Origin of the sequence: Arthrobacter sp. MYb23 (assembly GCF_002979775.1) — a bacterium.
GTDB lineage: Bacteria > Actinomycetota > Actinomycetes > Actinomycetales > Micrococcaceae > Arthrobacter.
The window spans coordinates 84,028-105,071 of sequence record NZ_PCPR01000002.1 but is presented as its reverse complement, the minus strand read 5'-3'; the positions used below and the strand labels follow the sequence as shown (position 1 = coordinate 105,071).

Here is a 21,044-nt window from a genome sequence, read left to right as displayed (position 1 = left end):
GTGCGTGTCGCGGGACTGCCGCCGATAGGCTGTGGTGATGAAGGGCATCCTGAACCTGAGCAGCTGTCCCATGCGGCTCACCGCGCTGGCACTGACGGTCACCGTCCTTGCCGGCACCGCGGCCTGCTCCGCCGAATACAAGGGACCGCAAGTCACCCCTACGGCCGGCTCCCAGCCCAACAGTTCGGAATCGGGAACGGGAACACCGGAAAGCACGACGCCGGCAACTGGCTCCGCAGCGGGCTCGCCGTCCGCAGCACCCGGCGAAACACCAGGCGCCGGCGAATCGCCGGGCACCAGCGGCAGCAGTTCGGCCAGCCCCGGGCCAGGCCCGGTGGCGACTGCGGTTTCCTGGAAGACGTACACGGACTCCGCCAAAACCGTCAGTTTCGAGCTGCCGCAGGAGTGGATAGCCCAATCGGTGACGCCGGAGGCAGGGGCTTTGGCCAAGGCTGTGAAGGTGGAGGTCAAGGACGCTGAGGGGCGGTATATCGCCACACTCCAAACCGGCTTGCCGTCGGCGGCGCCTGTTTCCTGCCCGGCCGGGCAGGCGCGCCCCTATGTGGTGATCAGCAGCGTGCCCTTGGACCTCCCGCACTCGGATGGCCAGGACACCATTGATCCGCGGGTGGTTTTCCGCGTGGTCCAAGGCTATAAATTCTTCGGCTCCTACGGCATCACCAACATGGTGGCGGGTGTGGACGGGCAGTCCTGTGAACTGCGGAACCGGGTTCAGGGCCCCGCCGGAAAGGGCGATATCTCCTTTGGGGATGTCCCTGCGATCCATGCCTTTGCCGCCGATGAGAAGGTGGCCCCGGCCAAGGCTTTCGATACCTTGGACCTGGCCGCGAAGTATGCGGTTCATGGTTCTGAATTCGCGAATGTCCAGCGGATGCTACTGTCTCTGAAGGTCAATCTGTAGCCCTGCGATTGGCTGATTCAACCACACGGCGGCGATGGGGGCTGCCCGCCGCAACCCACCCCGGAGATCAATGGAACGCAATGTTGCTGCCTCGCTCGCTTTCAAGACCGCAGCCAACACCAAGGTGGCCTTGGCCATAGCCGTGGCCAGGAATCGCGGTTACGAGTCTGTGGTGGAAAATCTGACCATCACCAGTGACGGTGCCGAGGTTCCTTTTGCCGAACTCAGCGACCACCATGGTGGACGCTTTCACTACCTGGAGTTCACGGAGCCGAGCGAGGTGACAGTGGATTACCGGGCAACGGTCCGTGGTTTTGGAGAGCCAGACACGTCCAGTCCGATGGAACTGATCAGGTACGTCAGGCCCAGCCGGTACGCGGAGTCGGACAGGCTGCTTCCCACCTCCTATGCGGAGTTCGGAAGCCTCCAAGGTGCCGAGCTGCTCCATGCAGTCCGCAATTGGGTCAACGGGGAACTGCGCTACGTCAGCGGGTCCTCCCGGGGGACTGACGGCGCAGTGGAAACCCTGCTTCACCGGAAAGGTGTGTGCCGGGACTTCGCCCACCTTGCCATTGCCCTCTTGCGGTCCAAGGATGTTCCTGCGCGGCTGGCGGCAGTGTATGCCCCCGGGCTGAGTCCCATGGATTTCCATGCCGTTGCAGAGGCGCACATCAACGGCGCCTGGCACATCATCGACCCCACCGGACTCGCCCCCCGCGAGTCCATGGTCCGCATCACTGCCGGCCGGGACTCCTCGGATACTGCGTTCCTGTCCACCGTGGGCGGCAGCTTGACACTGAAGACTCTCAAGGTCAGCGCGGTGGTTAACGGAGAGCTCCCGGTGGAGGACCCCCGGGAGCTCATCAGCTTGCGTTAGTACGGGGATTTCCTAGTATCCGGCGACCGAAGCGCGGAGTTTCTCCGTCAGCCGCAGGAGCTCCTGCTGCTCCTCGGACGTGAGCGCAGGGGCCACCAAATTGGCGATGTCCCGCACATGCTCGCGGCCGATGGTTTTTTGGAGATCACTGCCGGCTTCGGTGAGGGAGAGCAGGATTCCGCGGCCGTCGTCGGGAGCTGTTGTTCGTTCCACCAAACCGCGCTTCTCCAAACGGTCCACCAGGCGACTCAGGCTGGACTGGCTCAGCAGCACCTTGTCATTGATCTCGTTCAAGCGAAGCTGGCCAGACGGGCATTTGGACAGTGTAAAGAGGACGTCGTACTCCTTGACAGGAAGTGTCTTGAACGCCGGTCCCGACTGAAGCTTCCGCATCACCGCCACCTGGGAGCGGAACAGTGACTCCCAGGTTTCGGCGGCGAGGCGAACGGCGGAGGACGCCGAGGGACTGGACATCAGGCGTCCTGCCCCGCAGCACCAGCGGTGGCGGATTCGTTGACCTTGGCTTCCAAGGCGGCAGCAACGCGTGAGGCGTGCGTCGGTGCGTCCGGCACGTGCGCAGGCTTCATGGCGGCGTATTCCTTGCGAAGTACCGGCAAGACTTCTTCACCGAAGAGGTCCAACTGCTCCAGGACCGTCTTCAGAGGCAGCCCGGCGTGGTCAATCAGGAAGAGCTGCCGCTGGTAGTCTCCGAAAGCCTCGCGGAATGTCAGGGTTTTCTCGATGACTTCCTGCGGGCTGCCCACGGTCAGCGGAGTCTGCGAGGTGAAGTCCTCCAAGGACGGTCCGTGTCCATAGACGGGTGCGTTGTCGAAGTACGGGCGGAATTCCTTCACCGCATCCTGGGAGTTCTTCCTCATGAAGAACTGACCGCCAAGGCCGACTATTGCCTGGTCTGCCGTGCCGTGCCCGTAGTGCGCGTAGCGCTCCCGGTACAGGCCGATCAGCTGCTGGTAGTGCTCCTTGGGCCAGAAGATGTTGTTGGCGAAGAAACCGTCGCCGTAGTAAGCGGCGACTTCCGCGATCTGCGGCGTGCGGATGGAGCCGTGCCATACGAACGGGGCGACGCCGTCGAGCGGGCGCGGCGTGGAGGTGAAGTTCTGCAGCGGCGTACGGAACTTGCCGGACCAGTTGACGGTGTCCTCATCCCATAGCTTGCGGAGGAGGCTGTAGTTCTCGATGGCGAGCTCGATGCCGTCCTGGATGTTCTTTCCGAACCAGGGGTACACCGGTGCGGTGTTGCCACGGCCGAGGACCAGATCCACGCGGCCATCCGAGAGGTGCTGGAGCATGGCGAAGTCTTCGGCGATCTTGACCGGATCATTGGTGGTGATCAGGGTGGTGGCAGTGGACAACGTGATGCGCTCGGTCTGGGCTGCAATGTAGGCCAGAGTGGTGGTGGGGGAGGAGGAGAAGAAGGGCCGGTTGTGGTGCTCGCCGAGGGCATACACGTCCATGCCGATTTCTTCGACCTTCTTGGCGATGGCAACGGAGGCCTTGATGCGTTCGTTTTCCGTGGGTGTGCGGCCCGTGGTGGGGTCAGTGGTGATGTCGCTGACGCTGAATACGCCGATCTGCATGGTGTGCCTTTCTCCCTGCCCGAGGTCCCGGGCTCTGTAAACAGTGTACCTCAAACTAGATGCATTTGCATGTATCGCTGTCTGTAACAGAACAGGCCCGGGAATTGTTCCCGGGCCTGTACATCAGGGTGACTCTGTGGGGAAGCCCGCTATTCTGCGGGATTATGGGCGGCCCGGCGGCCCGTAACGCGGGGAATCATGCCAGTGGTCCAGTCTTGGAATTCGCCTGATCCGGAACTGCCGCTGCCGCCAGGTCCATCACCCGGAGAAGCCGCAGGCTTGTCCTGAAGCGCCTTCAGCAGATCCTTCTTCTCCCGGCGGCCCTCCACAAGTTTGTAGAGAACCGGAACCAGGACCAACGTCAGCGCGGTGGACGAAACCAGACCACCGATCACCACAATTGCCAAAGGTTGGGAAATGAACCCGCCGCCACCTGTGAGGCCCAATGCCATGGGAGTCAGGGCGAACACCGTGGCCAGGGCCGTCATGAGGATGGGACGGAGCCGCTGGCGGGCACCGTGGGTGATGGCGTCGGCAACGTTCATGCCTGGACTGCCGTCATGTGGTTTGCGGTATTGATTAATGAGGTCGATCAGCACAATGGCGTTGGTGACCACGATTCCCACCAGCATCAACATGCCGATCAGCGACGGCAGTCCCAAAGGAACGCCGGTCACCAGCAGCAGACCCACCGCGCCCGTAGCCGCGAACGGTACAGAGACCAACAGGATAAGCGGCTGAATGAGTGACTTGAAGGCGGCCACCATGATCACATAGACGATCGCCACTGCTGCCAGCAGAGCCAGGCCAAGTTGCCGGAAAGATTCGGCCTGCTGAGTAGTGGCACCTCCGATGGTGGCGGTCACCCCCGCGGGCAATTCCACTCCAGCCAGCCGCTCCTGCACCGCGGCGCTGACGCTGCCCAGATTCGATCCGGAAGGCGTTACGGTCACCCTTGCCGTACGCTGCCCATTGCTGCTGGTGATGGACACCGGGGTGTCAACCTGCTCGACGGCGGCAATCGACTCCAGTGCGACTCCACCGCGGGCTGTGGGGAGCTGGAGCGCACGTACGGCGGCGATGCTGGTAAAGCGGGTGCCCTCGCCGATCTGTACAGGGTAGTCGTTGGTCTCAATCCGGACGGTACCGGCTGGAACGGGGCTGACCGTGGAGGCAAGGAAGGCTCCTACTTGCTCTTCGGTCAGGCCTGCCGCCACTGCCTTGGCGCGGTCAACGCGGACCTGGACCACCGATTGCTTGGAGGCAAGGTTGGTGGCGACTTCCGTGCTGCCGGGAACGCCTTCCATGGCCTTCACCATGGCATCGCTTGCCGTCTGCAGATCAGCGGAGTTCGCGGCCCTGATGGTGATGTCCACCGTTGAGGACGTGCCGAATCCGCCCTGCTGCGATCCCACCGTCACCTTCCCGGCAGCCCCTTCAAGCTTGGCGCGGACCTCATCCTGGAGTTTGCTTTGGTTCACTTTCTCATCGGTGACAATGGTGAACGTCGAGTTTGACGAACCGGTGGAGGTGAGGGCAGCAAAGCCGGTCTGGGCATTACCGGAAGTGACCTGCACATCTTTGATGCCCCCAATGCCCTTGAGGGATTCCTCAACCTTGGAGGCTTCATCGCTGGTGGCCTGCAGGCTGGTGCCGGCCGGAAGGACTTGGCGCACCGTCATGCTGTTCTCCCCGGAGCGGCCCAAAAGGTCAGTGGCCAGAAGAGGCGAGACGGCAATGGTGGCCACCAGAATCAATGCTGCAGCTGACAGGGTGATGACCGGATGCTTCTGGGTCTTGGCAAGAATCGGAAGGTAGCCGCGCTGAAGACGACTCCGTTGTTCGGCCTCCCGGGCCTTCTCTGCAGCTTCCTTGGCGGATGCCTGTGCCTCAGCGCCCTTTCCGGGTGAGGAGAGGAACCAGTAAGCCAGGACCGGGACGATTGTCAGGGAAACGAGCAGTGATGACAACAGCGCGATGGTCACGGTCAACGCGAAGGGCCGGAACAGCTCACCAGCGAGGTCGCCCACGAAAGCGATGGGGAGGAACACGGCCACAGTGGTCAAGGTGGAAGCCGTGATGGCCCCGGCAACTTCCCTGATGGAGGTCAGGATGGCCGTCAGCTTGTGTTCGCCATAGCTCAGATGCCGCTTGATGTTCTCGATCACCACGATGGAATCGTCAACCACGCGCCCGATCGCAATGGTGAGGGCACCCAAGGTCAGGATGTTCAGCGAATAACCCGTGGCGGAGATGCCGATGAACGTGATCAGCAGGGACAGCGGGATGGAGACGGCCGTGACCAGTGTGGAGCGTACGGACATCAGGAAAACCAGGATCACAGCAACTGCGAAGCCCAGGCCCAGGAGCCCTTCGGTGGTGAGGTCCTTGATGGACTTCTCAATGAACGGAGCTTGGTCGAAGACCGGCGTGAAGGTCGCGTTGTTGCCGAGTTCCTCTTCCATGGGTCCGACGGCGTCCCTGACGGCGTGCGAAATTGCCACCGTATCGCCCTCCGGCTTTTTGGTGACAGAAAGGGCCAACGTGGGCTTACCGTTGGTGCGCGTGATGGACGTGGCGGCGTCGTCCTCGATGCTGACGTCGGCAACGGCCCCAATCGTGGCGGCATTCTTAGCACCGGCCAAGGGAAGTCCCTTGATGATGTCCAACGAATCCACCGGGCTGCCGAGCTGCAGGGACAGGGTCTTGCCCTGATCCTCGATGGTGCCCACAGGAACCAACGTGCCGTTGTTCTTCAGGGCAGCGCTGATGGACTGGACAGAGGCGCCTGTTGTTGCCAGATCCGCGGGGCGGGGCTGGATCAGGATGTGTTGCTTGGAACCGCCGGTCACATCGGCGCCACGAACGCCGTCGATCTTCTGCAGACGCGGAACGCTGAGACGCAGGAGGTCAGCGTTGAGTTCGCTCAGCGGTTTGTCCGAGGAGACCGCCAGATAAACGATCGGGAAGTCGCTGATGTTGCCGGCGATGGACTGGGGCTCGACGTCGGCCGGCAGCACCCGCTTGGCGTTCGAGATCGCCCGGTCAATCTGGTTGCGCGCCCGGTCCAGGTTGGAGCCATACGTGAACACCATGGTGATCTGCGAAACGCCGTTGCGGGACGTTGATGTGGTGGACTCAAGCCCCTCGACGCTGTTCAAGGCCGTTTCGAGCGGCTGGCTCAACTGCTTGTCCACGACCTCCGGAGAAGCACCCGGCATGGAGGTCACCACGGTGATCTGCGGGAACTCGATGGAGGGAATGAGCTCCTGCTTGAGTGAACCCATAGTGATCACGCCGAACACCGCCGCAAAGACGGTGATCAGCGCGATCAGGGCCCGGTTTCCCAGGGACAGTCTGGCCAAGCGGAACATTGCATTGACTCCTGCGGTCTACGTAACGATTCGGCTGAGGGAACCGGCCGCAGCCCCGGGTGTGGCCTAGCTTTGGATGGCGTTGGCCACGTCCAATTGCAGGGAGCTGGCGGTGCTTGCTTCCAGCTCGGCGGCCAGGTCAGCATTCTCATTGAGCTTGACGCCGTAGCCCGGCATCATGTCCTTGAGCTTGGACTGCCAACCCTTGAAGTTCTTGGGGAAGGACTTCTGCAACAGTTCGATCATGATGGGTACTGCAGTTGACGCGCCCGGGGAAGCGCCCAGCAGCGCGCCGATTGAACCATCGCGGGAGGCAATGACTTCGGTGCCGAACTGCAGGACGCCACCCTTCTGCGGGTGCTTCTTGATGATCTGTACACGCTGGCCCGCAGTGATCAGTTCCCAATTGCCACCGGATGCTTCCGGGTAGTACTCGCGCAGGGCCTCAACCTTTGCCTCGTGCCGCTTGGCAACCTCTTTGATGAGGTAGGCGGTGAGGTCCATGTTGTCCTTGGCCACGGCCAGCATGGGAATGATGTTTCCCGGGCGGATGGACAACGGAAGGTCCAGGTAGCTGGAGGTCTTCAGGAAGTTGGTGGAGAAACCGGCGTAAGGGCCGAAGAGCAGGGAGCGCTTGCCGTCCACATAGCGGGTGTCCAGGTGCGGGACGGACATGGGCGGCGCGCCGACCGAAGCCTGGCCGTAAACCTTTGCGCTGTGCCGGGAGGTGACGGCGTCGTCTGTGCAGCGGAAGAACTGCCCGGAGACGGGGAAGCCGCCGTATCCCTTGCTTTCAGGAATGCCGGATGCCTGGAGCAGGTGAAGGGCACCGCCGCCAGCTCCGACGAAGACGAACTTCGCGTGGATGCGGCCGTGTTCGCCGGACTTGGGGTGTTTAAGGGAGAGATCCCATCCACCGCCTGCTGCGCGGTGGATGTTGGTGACATCGTGTCCATAGTTGACCTCGGCGCCGCTGCTCTGCAGGTAGCCGGTCAGTTCACGCGTCAAGGCGCCGAAATCGACGTCGGTGCCTTCAGCCGCGCGGGTTGCTGCCACGCGCTGCTTGCGGTCACGGCCCTTGACGATCAACGGGGCCCACTTGGCGATCTGGTCCTGGTCCTCGGTGTACTCCATGCTGCGGAACAGCGTGTTGGGCTTAAGGGCCTCATACCGGGTCTTGAGGAAGTTCGCGTGGTCATCGCCAATGACGAAGCTCATGTGCGGAACTGTGTTGATAAAGCCTTTGGGGGACCCAATGACCTTGCTGTCCACAAGATGGGACCAGAACTGGCGGGACAACTGGAACTGTTCGTTGATGTGCAGGGCCTTGGACGGGTCTACGGAACCGTCTTTGGCTGCGGGGGAGTAGTTAAGCTCACACAGCGCAGCATGGCCCGTGCCGGCGTTGTTCCAGGGTCCGGAACTCTCGAGCCCTGCTTCGTCGAGTCGTTCGAACAGGGAGATGGTCCAGGTGGGTTCAAGTTGCTTGATGAACGCACCAAGGGTGGCACTCATGATTCCACCGCCAATAAGGACGACGTCGGCATGTTGAGTCTTGGAAATGAAGGTCACGATCAATCTCCGTTAGCGGCGGCACTGGCTGTCACAGAATATCCCCGCGCAGACTCAATACTGAAATTGCGGGGAATCGTCAAGGCTTTAGGCGGACGTTTGTGAAAACTTCGTTGAGGACCGGGGAAGCCGGGTAGCTTTCCACCTTGTTGGACAGAGCCAGCGCCGAGATGGGGAAGGCGATGGGCACAGCCGGTACCGATGCCGCGATCTCTGCGTTGATGGCCTGGTACTGGGCATTGCGGTCATCGCCGTCGGGCATGGCCCGGGCGCGTTCTATCTTGTGGAAAACTTCCGAATCGGCGTATCCGAACTCGGCGCGGGTTTCGCCGAAGAGGGGTCCCAGGAAGTTGTCTGCATCCGCGTAGGAGCCGTTCCAGCCGAGCAGGTGCAGGCCCCGGTCCCCGGCGGACTGGACTCTTTGGAGGTAGCCGTCTTCCCAGTCAATGGGAACCGGCTTGATGTTGAAGCCGACGGCGACGAGCTGGCGGCTGAGCTCGGCGTAGATCTTCTCCGGGGTGGGCATGTAGGCCCTCGTGGCGTTGAGCGGATAGTAGAACTTCAGCTCTTCACCCTTGTAGCCGGCCTTCTTCAAAAGGTCCTTTGCTTTCTCCGGGTTGTAGCCCAGGGAGGGAGCATTGTTGTTGAAGCCGCTGAGTTTGGGCGGCACGAACTGTGAAGCCTGCGCCGTGTTGTCGATGAAGAATTTGCGGATCAACGTTTCCTTGTCGATCGCCATCTCGATTGCTTGGCGCACTTCGGGCTTCTCCAGTGGAGCAACCGCCTGGTTGATCCCCAAATACATCACCGAGAAGGGGTCGCGCTGGATGATCTGGACACCCTTTTTGACCAATTGGTCAAAGGTCCCCGAGGTCACCAGGTCATAGGCGTCGATCTTGCCGTCCAGAAGGGCCTGCTGGCGTGTTTCCGCCCGATCGTAGGGAATGAAGTTGATGGTTGCTATCTGGCCCCGGTTGCCCCAGTAGCCCTTGTAGCTGGACAGGGTGAGCTTCGTCTCGTCCCACCCGGTGAACTCGTACGGCCCCGTGCCCACCGGATGTTCGGCGTAGGTGGACATGGCCTGGCCGTTGCGTACCTGGTTGAGGACGTTGGCTTTCTGTGCGTCCAAGGCCGCCGGGGAAGATATTGCGAAGGCCGGCAGAGTCAATGCCTGAAGGAATCCGGTGAACGGGCGCGTCAGGTTGATCTGGACGTCGCTGGCCGAGACCACTTTGCAGTCTTTGAAGATGGAGAACACTGGTTGGTCCGCGTAAGCCTTGAAGACACTTTGGAACGAAATGCCGGGTGCCTGATTCCGAAGGCCCTCGGGGAACGTGAACCAGCGGTTGAAGTTGGCGCATACTGCGGCGGCATCCAGGTCAGTGCCGTCGTGAAAGGTCACGCCGGAGCGGAGCGTGAAGTCGTAGCTCAGCCCGTTGTTGCTGTCTTTCCACTCTGTGGCGAGGAGGGGAGTGGTTTGCCCGGTTTCGCCATCCACGCCCACGAGTCCTTCAAGGACCTGGCGGGTGACACGGTAGGACTCGGAATCCGCGGTCATGGCAGGATCCAGGCCCAAGGGCATGGACGCTGTGCCGAAATTGAAGGTTGCTGTCGGTTCAACGGCGGGGGAGCTGCCGGCGGACGACGACGGTGCCGGGCCCGGGGTTCCGGTGCACCCTGCCAGTCCCAAAGCCAGTACGGCTGCTCCGAACTGCATGCCCAGGCGCCGCATTTTGCTGCTTGCCACTCGTGTCCCCTCAAGCCGGTTGGAAGTGCTGTGGCCGGCTTCGGCCAGACCGCATTCCAGTCTAGTTGAACGTCCTGAGTGCCCTTCCCAGCGCACTTTCAGGAGGCCCCCGGCTGCTTGAGGACAGAAATACCCCCGGCCCTGCAGCCGGGGGTATTCACATAATTGTGCGCAAGGGGGGACTTGAACCCCCACGCCCGAAGGCACAGGAACCTAAATCCTGCGTGTCTGCCAATTTCACCACTCGCGCTGGCAGGCAATCCGACCGTCTGAAGGGACAGCCACTGCCATATACCGGCCTCCAGTGTACCCGCTACTTGTCCAGCTTGAGATCCCGCCGGAGCTTGGCAACGTGCCCGGTGGCGCGCACGTTGTATTGGGCCAGGGAAACCTTTCCATCGGGATCAACCACAATGGTGGATCTGATGAGTCCCATGTAGCTGCGCCCGTAGTTTTTCTTCTCGCCCCAGGCCCCATATGCCTCGGCTACGGCGTGGTCCTCGTCCGAGAGCAGCCGGAAGGTCAGGTGTTCTTCTTCGGTGAACTTGGCAAGTGCCTTGACGGGATCCGGGGAGACTCCCACAACGTCATATCCTGCAGCCTGCAGGGATCCCAGTGTGTCGCGGAAATCGCATGCTTCCTTGGTGCAGCCTGGCGTGGAAGCGGCGGGGTAGAAATAGAGGATGGTTTTACGTTCGCGGAGGTCCGACAAGCTCACGCTTTTGCCGGTTTCATCCTGAAGTGTGAAGTCCGGGGCGACGTCTCCCGGGATAAGTCGTTCAGCCAAAATGTTCTCCTTGCCAGTGTTCGCGGTTTTCCAGTTTAGTGGGAGAAGCCGCGCCCGCACCTCTTCGACGCATATACTGGCGGCATGCCAGATATGGAGAGATGGCCCACCACCCGTTTGCTTTCGACAGCCGCGCGCTTGGTGGAAATCTCGTGGAACGAAAAATTGAAGTCCATCGGTCTTACCCACGCCGGTGTCATTGCCATGCAAGTGTTGGCTGCCAAGGGCGCCATCACCCAGGCGGCTCTGGCCGAAGTTGCGCGGGTCAAGGCCCAGACGATGGGTACCACTCTCGCAAGGCTTGAGCTGCACGGGCATGTCACCCGGCAACGCAGTGATTCGGACCGCCGAAGTCACGTGGTGACCCTTACTGACGCCGGTATTGAAGCTCTTGCTGAAGCAGTAAAGCTTGAACAGGATGTTTTGTCTCCCGTTGCCGTGGATACCGCACGGCTGCGCGAGGAACTTCGGATTGTTGTCCGCGGCCTGGCCGGGCTGCCGGAGCCGGAAGCCCACCAGATCGACACCGACTTGCCCCAAGTCTGACCTAAGCCCGCGGCCGGGGTTCCTCCGGGAGCTCCGGCCTGGAAACACTAAAGGCTCCGGATCGTAGATACGATCAGGAGCCTTTAGCTTTGTGGTGCACCCCCCGGGACTCGAACCCGGAACCCATTGATTAAGAGTCAATTGCTCTGCCAGTTGAGCTAGAGGTGCAGCTATTGTTTCGGCTTATTCGAGGAATTCGCATTCCCCGTTGACCTCCGCAACGACAAATAACTCTACACCACTTTTTTGTGGTCGCGGACCATAAAGGGTCATGCGTGATCAACACCATGTTGGCGCCTTCTAAAGCGGCCTTTAACAACAAGAAAGGCCTTGGAGTGATATTCACTCCAAGGCCTTTTCCTTGGTGCACCCCCCGGGACTCGAACCCGGAACCCATTGATTAAGAGTCAATTGCTCTGCCAGTTGAGCTAGAGGTGCAGCTGTTGATTTCGATCTTACCCGGGAGCTTTTATTTCCTCGGCGATCTCCGCAACGACATGTAACTCTACACGACTTCCGCCGAAGTGTGAAATCCGCAGCTCATCGCCTCTGGCTTCACGGCGCAACCCTCAGAATCAGCGCAAAATCAGGGTTTCTGTTGTTGCTGATGACCCAAAGTGTGCCGTCTGGAGCGCGGGCCACGTCTCTCAGGCGCCCATATTGCCCTGTGAAGTAGGCCACAGGGGAGCCCGCCGTCTCTCCGTCGAGCGGAACCGCCCACAGACGTTGGCCGCGAAGCGCCCCCGTGTAGGCAACGCCTTCCACAATTTCCAGCCCGCTGGGTGAGGCGTCCGACGTCGAAGGCCAGACGACCTTCGCGTCGATCAAGCCGCTGCGTCCCGGCGCACCGGTCACTGTGGGCCAACCGTAATTGCCCCCAGGGGTGATCAGGTTCAATTCGTCATCGACGTCCGGCCCGAACTCGCTGGCCCAGAGCCGTCCGTCACTGTCCCAGGCAAGGCCCTGCACGTTCCGATGCCCGTAGCTGTACACGGGATTGTTGCCGAACGGATTTCCCGGCGCCGGACGCCCTTCCGCAGTGAGTCGAAGGATCTTGCCCCCCAGGGCGTTTGTATCCTGCGGCTGTTCCCGGCGCTGGGAGTCGCCCGTGCCCACATAGAGGAACCCATCCGGGCCGAACCGGATCCGGCCGCCGTTGTGCGTGGAGGCTTTGGGCATTCCGGAGAAGATCACCTCAGCCTCGCCCAAGGCCAACGAGCCAGCCGGATCCCCGGTAATTTTGATGCGTGCAATCCGGTTATCGTCCGGGGCTGTGAAGTAGGCGTACAGCCAGCGGTCGGTTGCGAAGCCGGGCGAGAGGGCCAAGCCCAAAAGTCCGCCTTCTCCGCCGGGGTCGACGCCGGGCACCTCGCCTACGGTGGCGGTTTGGCCGTCTCGGATGCTCTTGACCTGGGCGGAATCACGCTCGGAGACCACAGCTGTGCCGTCCGGCAGAAAGACCACTGACCAGGGCAATTGAAGTCCGACGTCGAGCTTCCGGACGACTTCCGGAATCTGTGGCGACGCAGGCGTTGCCTGCCCGACTCCCGTGGAAGGGGACCCGGGCGTAGGTGGGCCTCCCTGCGCGGGTGCGGTTCCCTGACTCGTTGGTGTCTCAGGGGTTGCCGCCGTGCCGGGCGACGACGGACTGCCGGTGCATCCGGCCAGGACAATCGTCAGGGCGAGCAGCAGGGTCACTGCGCGGGCAGGAACCAGGTGCCCGCGCCTTTCCGAAGAGTGCCTGCCTGTGTTCATGGCTGCTGCCTTCTTGACCGCTGTCTTCTTGACTGATGGCTTCCTGCCGCTCGCGCGGACTTAGTGCCTGTTGCGGCGGGGCGGCCGGAAACCGGCAGCTTCGGCGTGCGCAGACGATTCGAACCACACATCAGCAGCAGCGTCGTCATAGCCCGCAGTGTCTTCGTCGTGGTACGTCATGGCAGATGCGCTGGCCTTGACAGGATAGGCATCCCCTGGTGCGCTGGAGGATCCCGTGCCGTAAGGGTGCTCGACGGCCAGATGACCTGAGCCCGCCGAGTCTTCGGCCGCGGCGGACTCGGCGCCCGGAAGGGTGGGTGAATGTGCGTCGGTGTACTCGTGGTGATGGACCGGCGTGCCGCTGGCATCGGTCCACGAAGATTCCCACTCCGCCTTATCCGCTGCCGCATCTGTGCCTGATGATTCGCTGGCCAATGCTGGATCGGACGTGGGCCCGGAGGTTGCCGTGGCCGAACCCGCGTCCCAGTCGTCAACATCGCCGGCGTCGGCTGCATGGACCCTTGCTTCAGTGTCCACTCTTGGCTCATCCACCACTGGTTCGTCGATCACAGGCTCGGCCACTGAGGGTGCTGCGATAACGGGTTCCTCAACGGTCAATCCTGGTGTTGAAGCTGGCTGAACGTCAGAGGCGTCAACTGCCGGTGCATCGTCGACGGCGGCACGGGGCTCAGCCTCCACGTCGGCTGTGGCGGGGGAGGCCTCAGGGGTTCCTTCGGAAGCGGCAGGTGCTGAAGGAGCGGGTTGGTCGGCGTCAGGTTCGTCCACAGGAGGTTCGTCGGCGACAGGTTCCTCCACAGCCGGGCCGCTGCCCTCGGCGGCTGCCTTGCCGAGATTGGTCACACCTGCCAAACCTGCGACGCCTGCTGCGACCACTCCGGCATCCGGCAAGGAGGCAGAATTGCCGGGCGCCGTCGCTGCCGGGGGAGTAGTGCCGGACAGTCCGCCCGTTCGTTGAGCGGTGGTGGTTTGGCTTGAGGTGGAATCGGTATTCCGCGTCTTGTTGCGGTTCATTAGCCACCAAACAATCGCGACAACCAAAACAATGACAATGACCCAAATTATCCAGTCCATGGTGGAGGCCCTTCTGCTCACAGGGGTGCAGCTCGTGGTAATCCCGACGTTACGTGCCTGCTTATGGGCTGTCCAGCGTTTGACCTGCTGCTTCGCTCGAAATTATCAGCTTGCTGTCTAACGGGGGCCATGAATAATTCCTGGACCGGTAATTCCTTCGAGTCGCCTAGTCTGGCTCAATGGACTTCAAAAGGCTGCAGATTCTGCGCGAATTGGCAGACCGGCAAAGTGTTGGTGCCACCGCCGAGGCGTTGAATGTCACGGCCTCGGCGGTTTCGCAGCAACTGAAAACACTGCAGGCGGAGATCGGCGTTGTCCTGGTGGAGAAGGTGGGGCGCGGAGTTCAGCTGACCGAAGCGGGGTTGGCCATGGCAGCGGCAGCCTCGGATATCGCTACGGCCATGGCCAGGGCGGAGTCCACCATCGACACTTACCGGCGGGGTTGGCAAACGCGGGTATCCGCAGCTTTCTTTCCCAGTGCCGCGGAAATGCTGCTTCCGGGGGTGCTGCACCGGGTTGCCGCCGTGGACGGACTGAGTTTCGATGCTCATTTCGAGGACCCGGGAACCGCGCACTTCGCCCCTTTGGTGGCGGATTACGACATCGTGCTGGCGCACAGCGTGGACGGACCGGAAGTTTTTGCCAGGCGGGGCCTTACCGTGGTGCCGCTGCTGGAGGAAGCGCTGGACGTTGCCATGCCGGTCGGTCATCCCTTGGCCGCCAAGATCCGGTTAAGCCCCCAGGACGTTGTGGATTACCCGTGGATTGGCGTCCCGGAGGGATTCCCCTTCGACACTGTGCTTCGCCAGATCGAACTCCATGCAGGCAGGCAAGCCTTGAGGGGGCAGCGTTACCCGGACCTCAGGGTGCTTGAGGCCTTGGTGGGAGCAGGGCACGGTATTTGCCTCCTGCCCCGGTATACGGCCCGGGCCAGTGCGCGGCGGGGGCTGGTTCTCCGGCCCCTCGATGAGGTGAAGGCCAGCAGAAGCATCGTGGCTTTGTCGCGGCAGGAGGTCGCCGCGCGAGCCACCATCGCCATGGTCCTGGACATGCTTAAGAGTGAAGCTGCGGCCATCGCCAAGGAACTCAACGAGTCATAGAGCGTTGGTAGTTGCCCGGTGCACATAGACTTTGGACCATGAGTGACACCACCCAGATTGCGACAGACAACACGCCGGACATCAAACCCCGCAGCCGGGTGGTGACCGACGGCATTCACGCCGCACCGGCCCGTGGCATGTTCCGCGCGGTGGGCATGGGCGACGACGACTTTGCCAAACCCCAAATTGGTGTGGCCAGTTCGTGGAACGAGATCACCCCCTGCAACCTTTCCCTGAACCGCCTCGCCCAGGGTGCCAAAGAAGGCGTTCATGCCGGCGGCGGTTTCCCGATGCAGTTCGGCACCATCTCCGTTTCAGACGGTATCTCCATGGGCCACGAGGGCATGCACTTCTCTTTGGTATCGCGTGAGGTGATCGCCGACTCTGTGGAAACCGTGATGCAGGCCGAGCGCATCGATGGCTCGGTGCTCCTGGCTGGCTGTGACAAGTCCCTCCCGGGCATGCTCATGGCTGCTGCCCGCCTGGATCTCGCCTCGGTCTTCCTTTACGCAGGCTCCATCATGCCGGGCTGGGTCAAGCTTGAAGACGGCTCGGAGAAGGAAGTCACCCTCATTGATGCGTTCGAGGCGGTGGGTGCCTGTGCCGCTGGCAAAATGAGCATGGAAGACCTTACCCGCATCGAAAAGGCCATCTGTCCCGGCGAAGGCGCCTGTGGCGGGATGTACACGGCCAACACCATGGCCTGCATCGGTGAGGCCTTGGGCATGTCCCTCCCGGGTTCGGCCGCGCCGCCGTCGGCAGACCGACGTCGTGATGATTTTGCCCGCAAGTCCGGCGAAGCGGTGGTAAACCTGCTGCGCCTGGGCATCACGGCCCGCGACATCATGACCAAAAAGGCCTTCGAGAACGCCATTGCCGTCACCATGGCGTTCGGCGGTTCCACCAATGCCGTGCTGCACCTGCTGGCGATCGCCCGCGAAGCCGAAGTTGAGCTGACCCTGGACGACTTCAACCGCATTGGCGACAAAATCCCGCACCTGGGGGACCTCAAGCCTTTCGGCCGCTACGTGATGACCGACGTCGACAAGATTGGCGGAGTGCCGGTCATCATGAAGGCACTGCTCGACGCCGGACTGCTGCACGGTGACTGCCTCACCGTTACCGGCAAGACCCTCGCGGAAAACCTCGCCTCGATCAACCCGCCGGACCTTGATGGCAAGATCCTCCGCGCCTTGGACAACCCGATCCACAAGACCGGTGGCATCACCATCCTCCACGGTTCCATGGCCCCCGAAGGCGCAGTGGTGAAGAGCGCCGGCTTTGACGCGGACGTTTTCGAGGGAACGGCCCGGGTCTTCGAGCGTGAGCAGGGCGCCCTCAGCGCGTTGGATAACGGTGAAATCAGCAAGGGCGACGTCGTGGTGATCCGCTACGAAGGCCCCAAAGGCGGCCCCGGCATGCGTGAAATGCTGGCCATCACCGGAGCCATTAAGGGCGCAGGCCTTGGCAAGGATGTCCTGCTGCTGACCGATGGCCGCTTCTCGGGTGGCACAACAGGGTTGTGCATCGGCCACGTTGCGCCTGAAGCCGTCGACGGCGGTCCTATTGCCTTCGTGAAGGACGGCGACCGCATTCGTGTGGACATCGCCGCCCGCTCCTTCGACCTCCTGGTGGACGAGGCCGAACTCGAAGCCCGCAAGGTGGGCTGGGAGCCGCTGCCCGCCAAGTTCACCAAGGGCGTGTTGGCCAAGTACGCCAAGCTTGTCCACAGTGCCTCCACTGGCGCCTACTGCGGATAATTCCTATCGGACGCTGGCTGTCTTGCGACAGCCGGCGTCCGGTAGGCGGACATCACTGTCCAAATAGTGAGATACGATTGTGGTCAATTGACACGTATCTCACTTAGAGGGAACACTGAACGCATGATCACATTCGTTACCGTCGGCGTCGTCGTCCTTACCAAGCGCGTGGCTTAGCCCGACTGGTAACGAACCGTCACGCGCAAACCCCTCGAAGAGCCGAAAGGCTGAGGGGTTTTTTTATTCCCCGAAGCAAGACCCATCTATTGAAGATCCACTAAGGAAGAGTCCGATGAGCAAAGGATCGCCGATCAGCCCCTCGCTGATGGCTGCAAAGTCCGCTGGAGCCCACAAAGCTCCGGAAAAGATCGACCGTACGGCTGAGGCCGTCGTCGTCGACGCTGCTGCACCTCTCTCTCCTGTACTTGGGCCGAACACCGTTGTACCCCCAACGGTGATGTCCGGCTCGCAAGCAATTGTCCGCTCGCTCGAAGAACTCGGCGTGGACGATATTTTCGGTTTGCCCGGTGGCGCGATCCTGCCCACCTACGACCCCTTGATGGCTTCCAGGATGAATCACATCCTGGTCCGTCACGAACAGGGAGCCGGCCACGCCGCGCAAGGCTACGCCATGGTGACCGGACGGGTTGGCGTTTGCATCGCCACCTCGGGACCCGGTGCCACCAACCTCGTTACCGCCATCATGGATGCCCACATGGACTCCGTGCCGATGGTGGCCATCACCGGACAGGTCTCCAGCGGAGTCATCGGCACCGATGCCTTCCAGGAAGCGGACATCGTGGGTATCACGATGCCCATCACCAAGCACTCGTTCCTGGTGACCGACCCCAACGACATCCCGCATGTCATGGCAGAGGCCTTCCACTTGGCCTCCACGGGCCGTCCCGGCCCTGTGCTGGTGGATATTGCCAAGGACGCGCAGGTGGGGCAGATGACCTTCTCCTGGCCGCCGAAGGTTGACCTGCCTGGCTACCGTCCCGTACTCCGCGGGCACAACAAGCAGGTCCGCGAAGCCGCCAAGCTGATCGCTGCCTCCAGCAAGCCGGTCCTCTACGTTGGTGGCGGTGTGGTCAAGGGCCACGCTTCGGCTGAACTCATGGAACTGGCGCTGGCCACTGGAGCTCCCGTGGTCACCACCTTGATGGCACGCGGCGCCTTCCCTGATTCGCATCCGCTGCACGTCGGAATGCCGGGCATGCATGGCTCGGTTTCAGCCGTCACTGCCCTCCAGCAAGCCGATCTCCTGATCACCCTTGGAGCCAGGTTTGATGACCGCGTGACTGGTGTGCTGAAGACCTTCGCCCCCTTTGCCAAGGTCATCCACGCCGACATCGACCCCGCGGAAATCTCCAAGAACCGCACTGCCGATGTCCCGATCGTTGGTTCGGTCAAGGAAATCATTCCGGAACTCACCGAGGCCGTGAAGACGCAATTTGAACTGAGCGGAACCCCGGACCTGGACGCCTGGTGGGCCTTCCTGGGCAACCTCCGCGACACCTACCCCTTGGGGTGGACCGAACCTGAGGACGGACTGACCGCTCCCCAGCGCGTTATCAAGCGCATTGGTGAGCTCACAGGTCCTGAAGGCATCTATGTAGCCGGCGTTGGCCAGCACCAGATGTGGGCCGCGCAGTTCATCAAGTACGAGCGCCCTCACGCCTGGCTGAACTCCGGTGGCGCAGGAACCATGGGATACTCGGTTCCGGCAGCCATGGGCGCCAAGGTGGGTGAACCGGACCGCGTGGTGTGGGCCATCGATGGTGACGGCTGTTTCCAGATGACCAATCAGGAACTGGCCACCTGCGCCATCAACAACATCCCCATCAAGGTGGCCATCATCAACAACTCCTCGCTGGGCATGGTCCGCCAATGGCAGACGCTGTTCTACGAGGGCCGCTACTCAAACACGGATCTGAACACAGGCCACGACACCGTCCGGATTCCGGACTTCGTGAAACTGGCTGATGCCTACGGTTGCGCAGCACTCCGTTGTGAGCGCGACGAAGACATCGACGCCACCATCCAGAAGGCGCTTGAAATCAACGACCGCCCGGTGGTCATCGACTTCGTTGTGAGCCCCAACTCGATGGTGTGGCCGATGGTGCCGTCGGGCGTCAGCAATGACCAGATCCAGGTTGCCCGCAATATGACCCCGGAATGGGAAGAGGAGGACTAGGCATGAGCCGTCACACACTGTCCGTTCTGGTCGAAGACAAGCCCGGCGTGCTGACCCGCGTGGCCAGTCTCTTCGCCCGGCGCGCGTTCAACATCAACTCCCTCGCTGTGGGACCCACCGAGGTTCCAGGCATGTCCCGCATGACGGTTGTCGTCGATGCCGACGGCGACCTCATTGAGCAGGTCACCAAGCAGCTCAACAAGTTGGTCAACGTGATCAAGATTGTCGAGCTGACTTCCGAATCTTCCGTACAACGTGACCACATCCTGGTCAAAGTACGTGCGGATGCCGCGACACGTCTGCAGGTTACCCAAGCTGCAGACCTGTTCCGTGCCGCTGTCGTCGATGTGTCCACAGACTCGTTGGTGATTGAGGCAACCGGTACCCCCGAGAAGCTCGCGGCACTGCTGTCAGTGCTCGAGCCGTTCGGCATCCGTGAAATCGTGCAGTCCGGCACCTTGGCCGTTGGACGGGGATCCCGCTCCATGAGTGACAGGGCGCTGCGCTCCGCGTGAGCGTTGCGTCCCAGTACCGCAGCACCACTATCAACATCTACGAAACCACTCAAGAGGAGTTACGCAAGTGACTGAAATGTTCTATGACGACGACGCAGACCTGTCGATCATCCAGGGCCGCAAGGTAGCAATCGTTGGCTACGGCTCGCAGGGCCACGCCCACGCACTGAACCTCCGCGATTCCGGCGTCGAGGTTGTTATCGCGCTGAAGGACGGCTCAAAGTCGGCCGCCAAGGCAGAGGACGCAGGCTTCACTGTCAAGAACGTTGCTGACGCCGCCGAATGGGCCGACGTCATCATGATCCTGGCACCGGATCAGCACCAGCGCTCGATCTACAACGACTCCATCAAGGACAAGCTGACCGAAGGCAAGGCACTTGCCTTCGCACACGGCTTCAACATCCGCTTCGGCTACATCGAAGCTCCGGCAGGCGTTGACGTCATCCTGATCGCCCCGAAGGCTCCGGGCCACACTGTGCGCCGCGAATTCGAAGCAGGACGCGGTATCCCGGACATCATCGCTGTAGAGCAGGACGCAACCGGTTCCGCTTGGGACCTCGCGAAGTCCTACGCCAAGGCAATCGGTGGAACCCGCGCCGGCGTCATCAAGACCACCTTCACCGAAGAGACTGAAACTGACCTCTTCGGCGAGCAGTCCGTCCTTTGCGGCGGCGTTTCCCAGCTGGTCCAGTACGGCTTCGAGACCCTGACCGAAGCCGGCTACCAGCCGCAGATCGCCTACTTCGAGGTTCTCCACGAGCTCAAGCTCATTGTTGACCTCATGTGGGAGGGTGGCATTGCCAAGCAGCGCTGGAGCGTTTCCGACACCGCAGAGTACGGCGACTACGTCTCCGGCCCGCGCGTCATCACCCCCGAGGTGAAGGAAAACATGAAGGCTGTCCTCGCGGACATCCAGAGCGGTGCCTTCGCCAAGCGCTTCATCGACGATCAGGACAACGGTGGCACCGAGTTCAAGGAACTGCGTGCCAAGGCAGAGCAGCACCCCATCGAAGAGGTGGGCCGCGAACTGCGCTCCCTGTTCTCCTGGCAGCAGCAGGACGCTGACTACGTTGAAGGTTCCGCAGCCCGCTGATCCTTCCGTGCCGGCCTAACGGCTGCGCACTGCGACGCTCGTCCGGCGAACACCGCCGGGCGGGCGTCGCTGCGTATGCTCCACCGTTTCTCCACCGAATTGCACAGGC

The 21,044-nt window shown here is 61.8% G+C and carries 16 protein-coding genes and 3 tRNA genes; 8 read left to right on the top strand and 11 right to left on the bottom strand.

Features of this window, described 5'->3' with window-relative positions:
* Positions 1-37: 37 nt before the first annotated feature.
* On the top strand, positions 38-922 hold the full coding sequence (locus tag CQ020_RS02875) for a hypothetical protein (RefSeq protein ID WP_105690477.1): 885 nt from the start codon (positions 38-40) through the stop codon (positions 920-922).
* A 70-nt stretch (positions 923-992) separates the two neighbouring features.
* Positions 993-1,799: a transglutaminase family protein gene (locus CQ020_RS02870; RefSeq protein WP_105568103.1), complete on the top strand. Its 807-nt coding sequence runs from the start codon at positions 993-995 to the stop codon at positions 1,797-1,799.
* 12 nt (positions 1,800-1,811) lie between these two features.
* Here the strand turns inward: CQ020_RS02870 and CQ020_RS02865 are convergent, their stop codons facing one another.
* The 7 genes from CQ020_RS02865 to bcp form a co-directional block, all read right to left on the bottom strand.
* Positions 1,812-2,273: a MarR family winged helix-turn-helix transcriptional regulator gene (locus tag CQ020_RS02865; RefSeq protein WP_105568102.1), complete on the bottom strand. Its 462-nt coding sequence runs from the start codon at positions 2,271-2,273 to the stop codon at positions 1,812-1,814.
* Positions 2,273-3,397, bottom strand: coding sequence for an LLM class flavin-dependent oxidoreductase (locus tag CQ020_RS02860; protein ID WP_105690476.1), 1,125 nt, complete (start codon positions 3,395-3,397; stop codon positions 2,273-2,275). The genes CQ020_RS02865 and CQ020_RS02860 overlap by 1 nt, the downstream gene beginning before the upstream one ends.
* A gap of 149 nt (positions 3,398-3,546) precedes the next feature.
* Entirely contained in the window at positions 3,547-6,771 is a 3,225-nt protein-coding gene (locus CQ020_RS02855) for an efflux RND transporter permease subunit (protein ID WP_105690475.1), read from the bottom strand.
* Between the two features lie 66 nt (positions 6,772-6,837).
* Positions 6,838-8,343 carry a malate:quinone oxidoreductase gene (locus CQ020_RS02850; protein WP_105690474.1) on the bottom strand — a complete coding sequence of 502 codons (1,506 nt, stop codon included), beginning with the start codon at positions 8,341-8,343 and terminating at the stop codon, positions 6,838-6,840.
* Positions 8,344-8,422: 79 nt separating this feature from the next.
* Positions 8,423-10,090, bottom strand: a complete 1,668-nt coding sequence (locus tag CQ020_RS02845; RefSeq protein ID WP_105690473.1) for an ABC transporter substrate-binding protein — start codon at positions 10,088-10,090, stop codon at positions 8,423-8,425.
* A gap of 168 nt (positions 10,091-10,258) precedes the next feature.
* A tRNA-Leu gene (locus CQ020_RS02840) sits at positions 10,259-10,340 on the bottom strand.
* A 63-nt stretch (positions 10,341-10,403) separates the two neighbouring features.
* Positions 10,404-10,877: a thioredoxin-dependent thiol peroxidase gene (gene bcp, locus CQ020_RS02835; RefSeq protein WP_181151734.1), complete on the bottom strand. Its 474-nt coding sequence runs from the start codon at positions 10,875-10,877 to the stop codon at positions 10,404-10,406.
* 84 nt (positions 10,878-10,961) lie between these two features.
* On the opposite strand from bcp, the gene CQ020_RS23975 reads away from it, so the two are divergent.
* Positions 10,962-11,423 carry a MarR family winged helix-turn-helix transcriptional regulator gene (locus tag CQ020_RS23975; RefSeq protein ID WP_146116664.1) on the top strand — a complete coding sequence of 154 codons (462 nt, stop codon included), beginning with the start codon at positions 10,962-10,964 and terminating at the stop codon, positions 11,421-11,423.
* A 92-nt stretch (positions 11,424-11,515) separates the two neighbouring features.
* On the opposite strand, the gene CQ020_RS02830 is transcribed toward CQ020_RS23975, so the two are convergent.
* The 4 genes from CQ020_RS02830 to CQ020_RS02815 form a co-directional block, all read right to left on the bottom strand.
* A tRNA-Lys gene (locus CQ020_RS02830) sits at positions 11,516-11,591 on the bottom strand.
* Between the two features lie 194 nt (positions 11,592-11,785).
* Positions 11,786-11,861 (bottom strand) — tRNA-Lys (locus tag CQ020_RS02825).
* Between the two features lie 117 nt (positions 11,862-11,978).
* Positions 11,979-13,178, bottom strand: coding sequence for a sorbosone dehydrogenase family protein (locus tag CQ020_RS02820; protein ID WP_105690471.1), 1,200 nt, complete (start codon positions 13,176-13,178; stop codon positions 11,979-11,981).
* Positions 13,179-13,238: 60 nt separating this feature from the next.
* Positions 13,239-14,270 carry a hypothetical protein gene (locus CQ020_RS02815; RefSeq protein ID WP_258141691.1) on the bottom strand — a complete coding sequence of 344 codons (1,032 nt, stop codon included), beginning with the start codon at positions 14,268-14,270 and terminating at the stop codon, positions 13,239-13,241.
* Positions 14,271-14,449: 179 nt separating this feature from the next.
* Here CQ020_RS02815 and CQ020_RS02810 point away from each other — a divergent pair, with 179 nt between their 5' ends.
* From CQ020_RS02810 to ilvC, 5 genes are all read left to right on the top strand, one after another.
* A complete protein-coding gene (locus CQ020_RS02810; protein ID WP_105690469.1) occupies positions 14,450-15,370 on the top strand; it encodes a LysR family transcriptional regulator in 921 nt (306 codons plus the stop codon).
* 38 nt (positions 15,371-15,408) lie between these two features.
* Positions 15,409-17,130: a dihydroxy-acid dehydratase gene (gene ilvD / locus CQ020_RS02805; RefSeq protein ID WP_105690468.1), complete on the top strand. Its 1,722-nt coding sequence runs from the start codon at positions 15,409-15,411 to the stop codon at positions 17,128-17,130.
* Positions 17,131-17,422: 292 nt separating this feature from the next.
* Positions 17,423-19,327: an acetolactate synthase large subunit gene (locus tag CQ020_RS02800; protein WP_105690467.1), complete on the top strand. Its 1,905-nt coding sequence runs from the start codon at positions 17,423-17,425 to the stop codon at positions 19,325-19,327.
* Positions 19,328-19,329: 2 nt separating this feature from the next.
* Positions 19,330-19,842 carry an acetolactate synthase small subunit gene (gene ilvN / locus CQ020_RS02795; protein ID WP_011775174.1) on the top strand — a complete coding sequence of 171 codons (513 nt, stop codon included), beginning with the start codon at positions 19,330-19,332 and terminating at the stop codon, positions 19,840-19,842.
* 67 nt (positions 19,843-19,909) lie between these two features.
* On the top strand, positions 19,910-20,935 hold the full coding sequence (gene ilvC, locus CQ020_RS02790; protein WP_024817201.1) for a ketol-acid reductoisomerase: 1,026 nt from the start codon (positions 19,910-19,912) through the stop codon (positions 20,933-20,935).
* Positions 20,936-21,044 lie beyond the last annotated feature (109 nt).

Bases quoted from the DNA above. Each gene is read 5' to 3' on its own strand.
- CQ020_RS02875 (WP_105690477.1), top strand. From the start codon at position 38: ATGAAGGGCATCCTGAACCTGAGCAGCTGTCCCATGCGGCTCACCGCG.
- CQ020_RS02870 (WP_105568103.1), top strand. From the start codon at position 993: ATGGAACGCAATGTTGCTGCCTCGCTCGCTTTCAAGACCGCAGCCAAC.
- CQ020_RS02865 (WP_105568102.1), bottom strand. From the start codon at position 2,273: ATGTCCAGTCCCTCGGCGTCCTCCGCCGTTCGCCTCGCCGCCGAAACC.
- CQ020_RS02860 (WP_105690476.1), bottom strand. From the start codon at position 3,397: ATGCAGATCGGCGTATTCAGCGTCAGCGACATCACCACTGACCCCACC.
- CQ020_RS02855 (WP_105690475.1), bottom strand. From the start codon at position 6,771: ATGTTCCGCTTGGCCAGACTGTCCCTGGGAAACCGGGCCCTGATCGCG.
- CQ020_RS23975 (WP_146116664.1), top strand. From the start codon at position 10,962: ATGCCAGATATGGAGAGATGGCCCACCACCCGTTTGCTTTCGACAGCC.
- CQ020_RS02820 (WP_105690471.1), bottom strand. From the start codon at position 13,178: ATGAACACAGGCAGGCACTCTTCGGAAAGGCGCGGGCACCTGGTTCCT.
- CQ020_RS02815 (WP_258141691.1), bottom strand. From the start codon at position 14,270: ATGGACTGGATAATTTGGGTCATTGTCATTGTTTTGGTTGTCGCGATT.
- CQ020_RS02810 (WP_105690469.1), top strand. From the start codon at position 14,450: ATGGACTTCAAAAGGCTGCAGATTCTGCGCGAATTGGCAGACCGGCAA.
- ilvD (WP_105690468.1), top strand. From the start codon at position 15,409: ATGAGTGACACCACCCAGATTGCGACAGACAACACGCCGGACATCAAA.
- CQ020_RS02800 (WP_105690467.1), top strand. From the start codon at position 17,423: ATGAGCAAAGGATCGCCGATCAGCCCCTCGCTGATGGCTGCAAAGTCC.
- ilvN (WP_011775174.1), top strand. From the start codon at position 19,330: ATGAGCCGTCACACACTGTCCGTTCTGGTCGAAGACAAGCCCGGCGTG.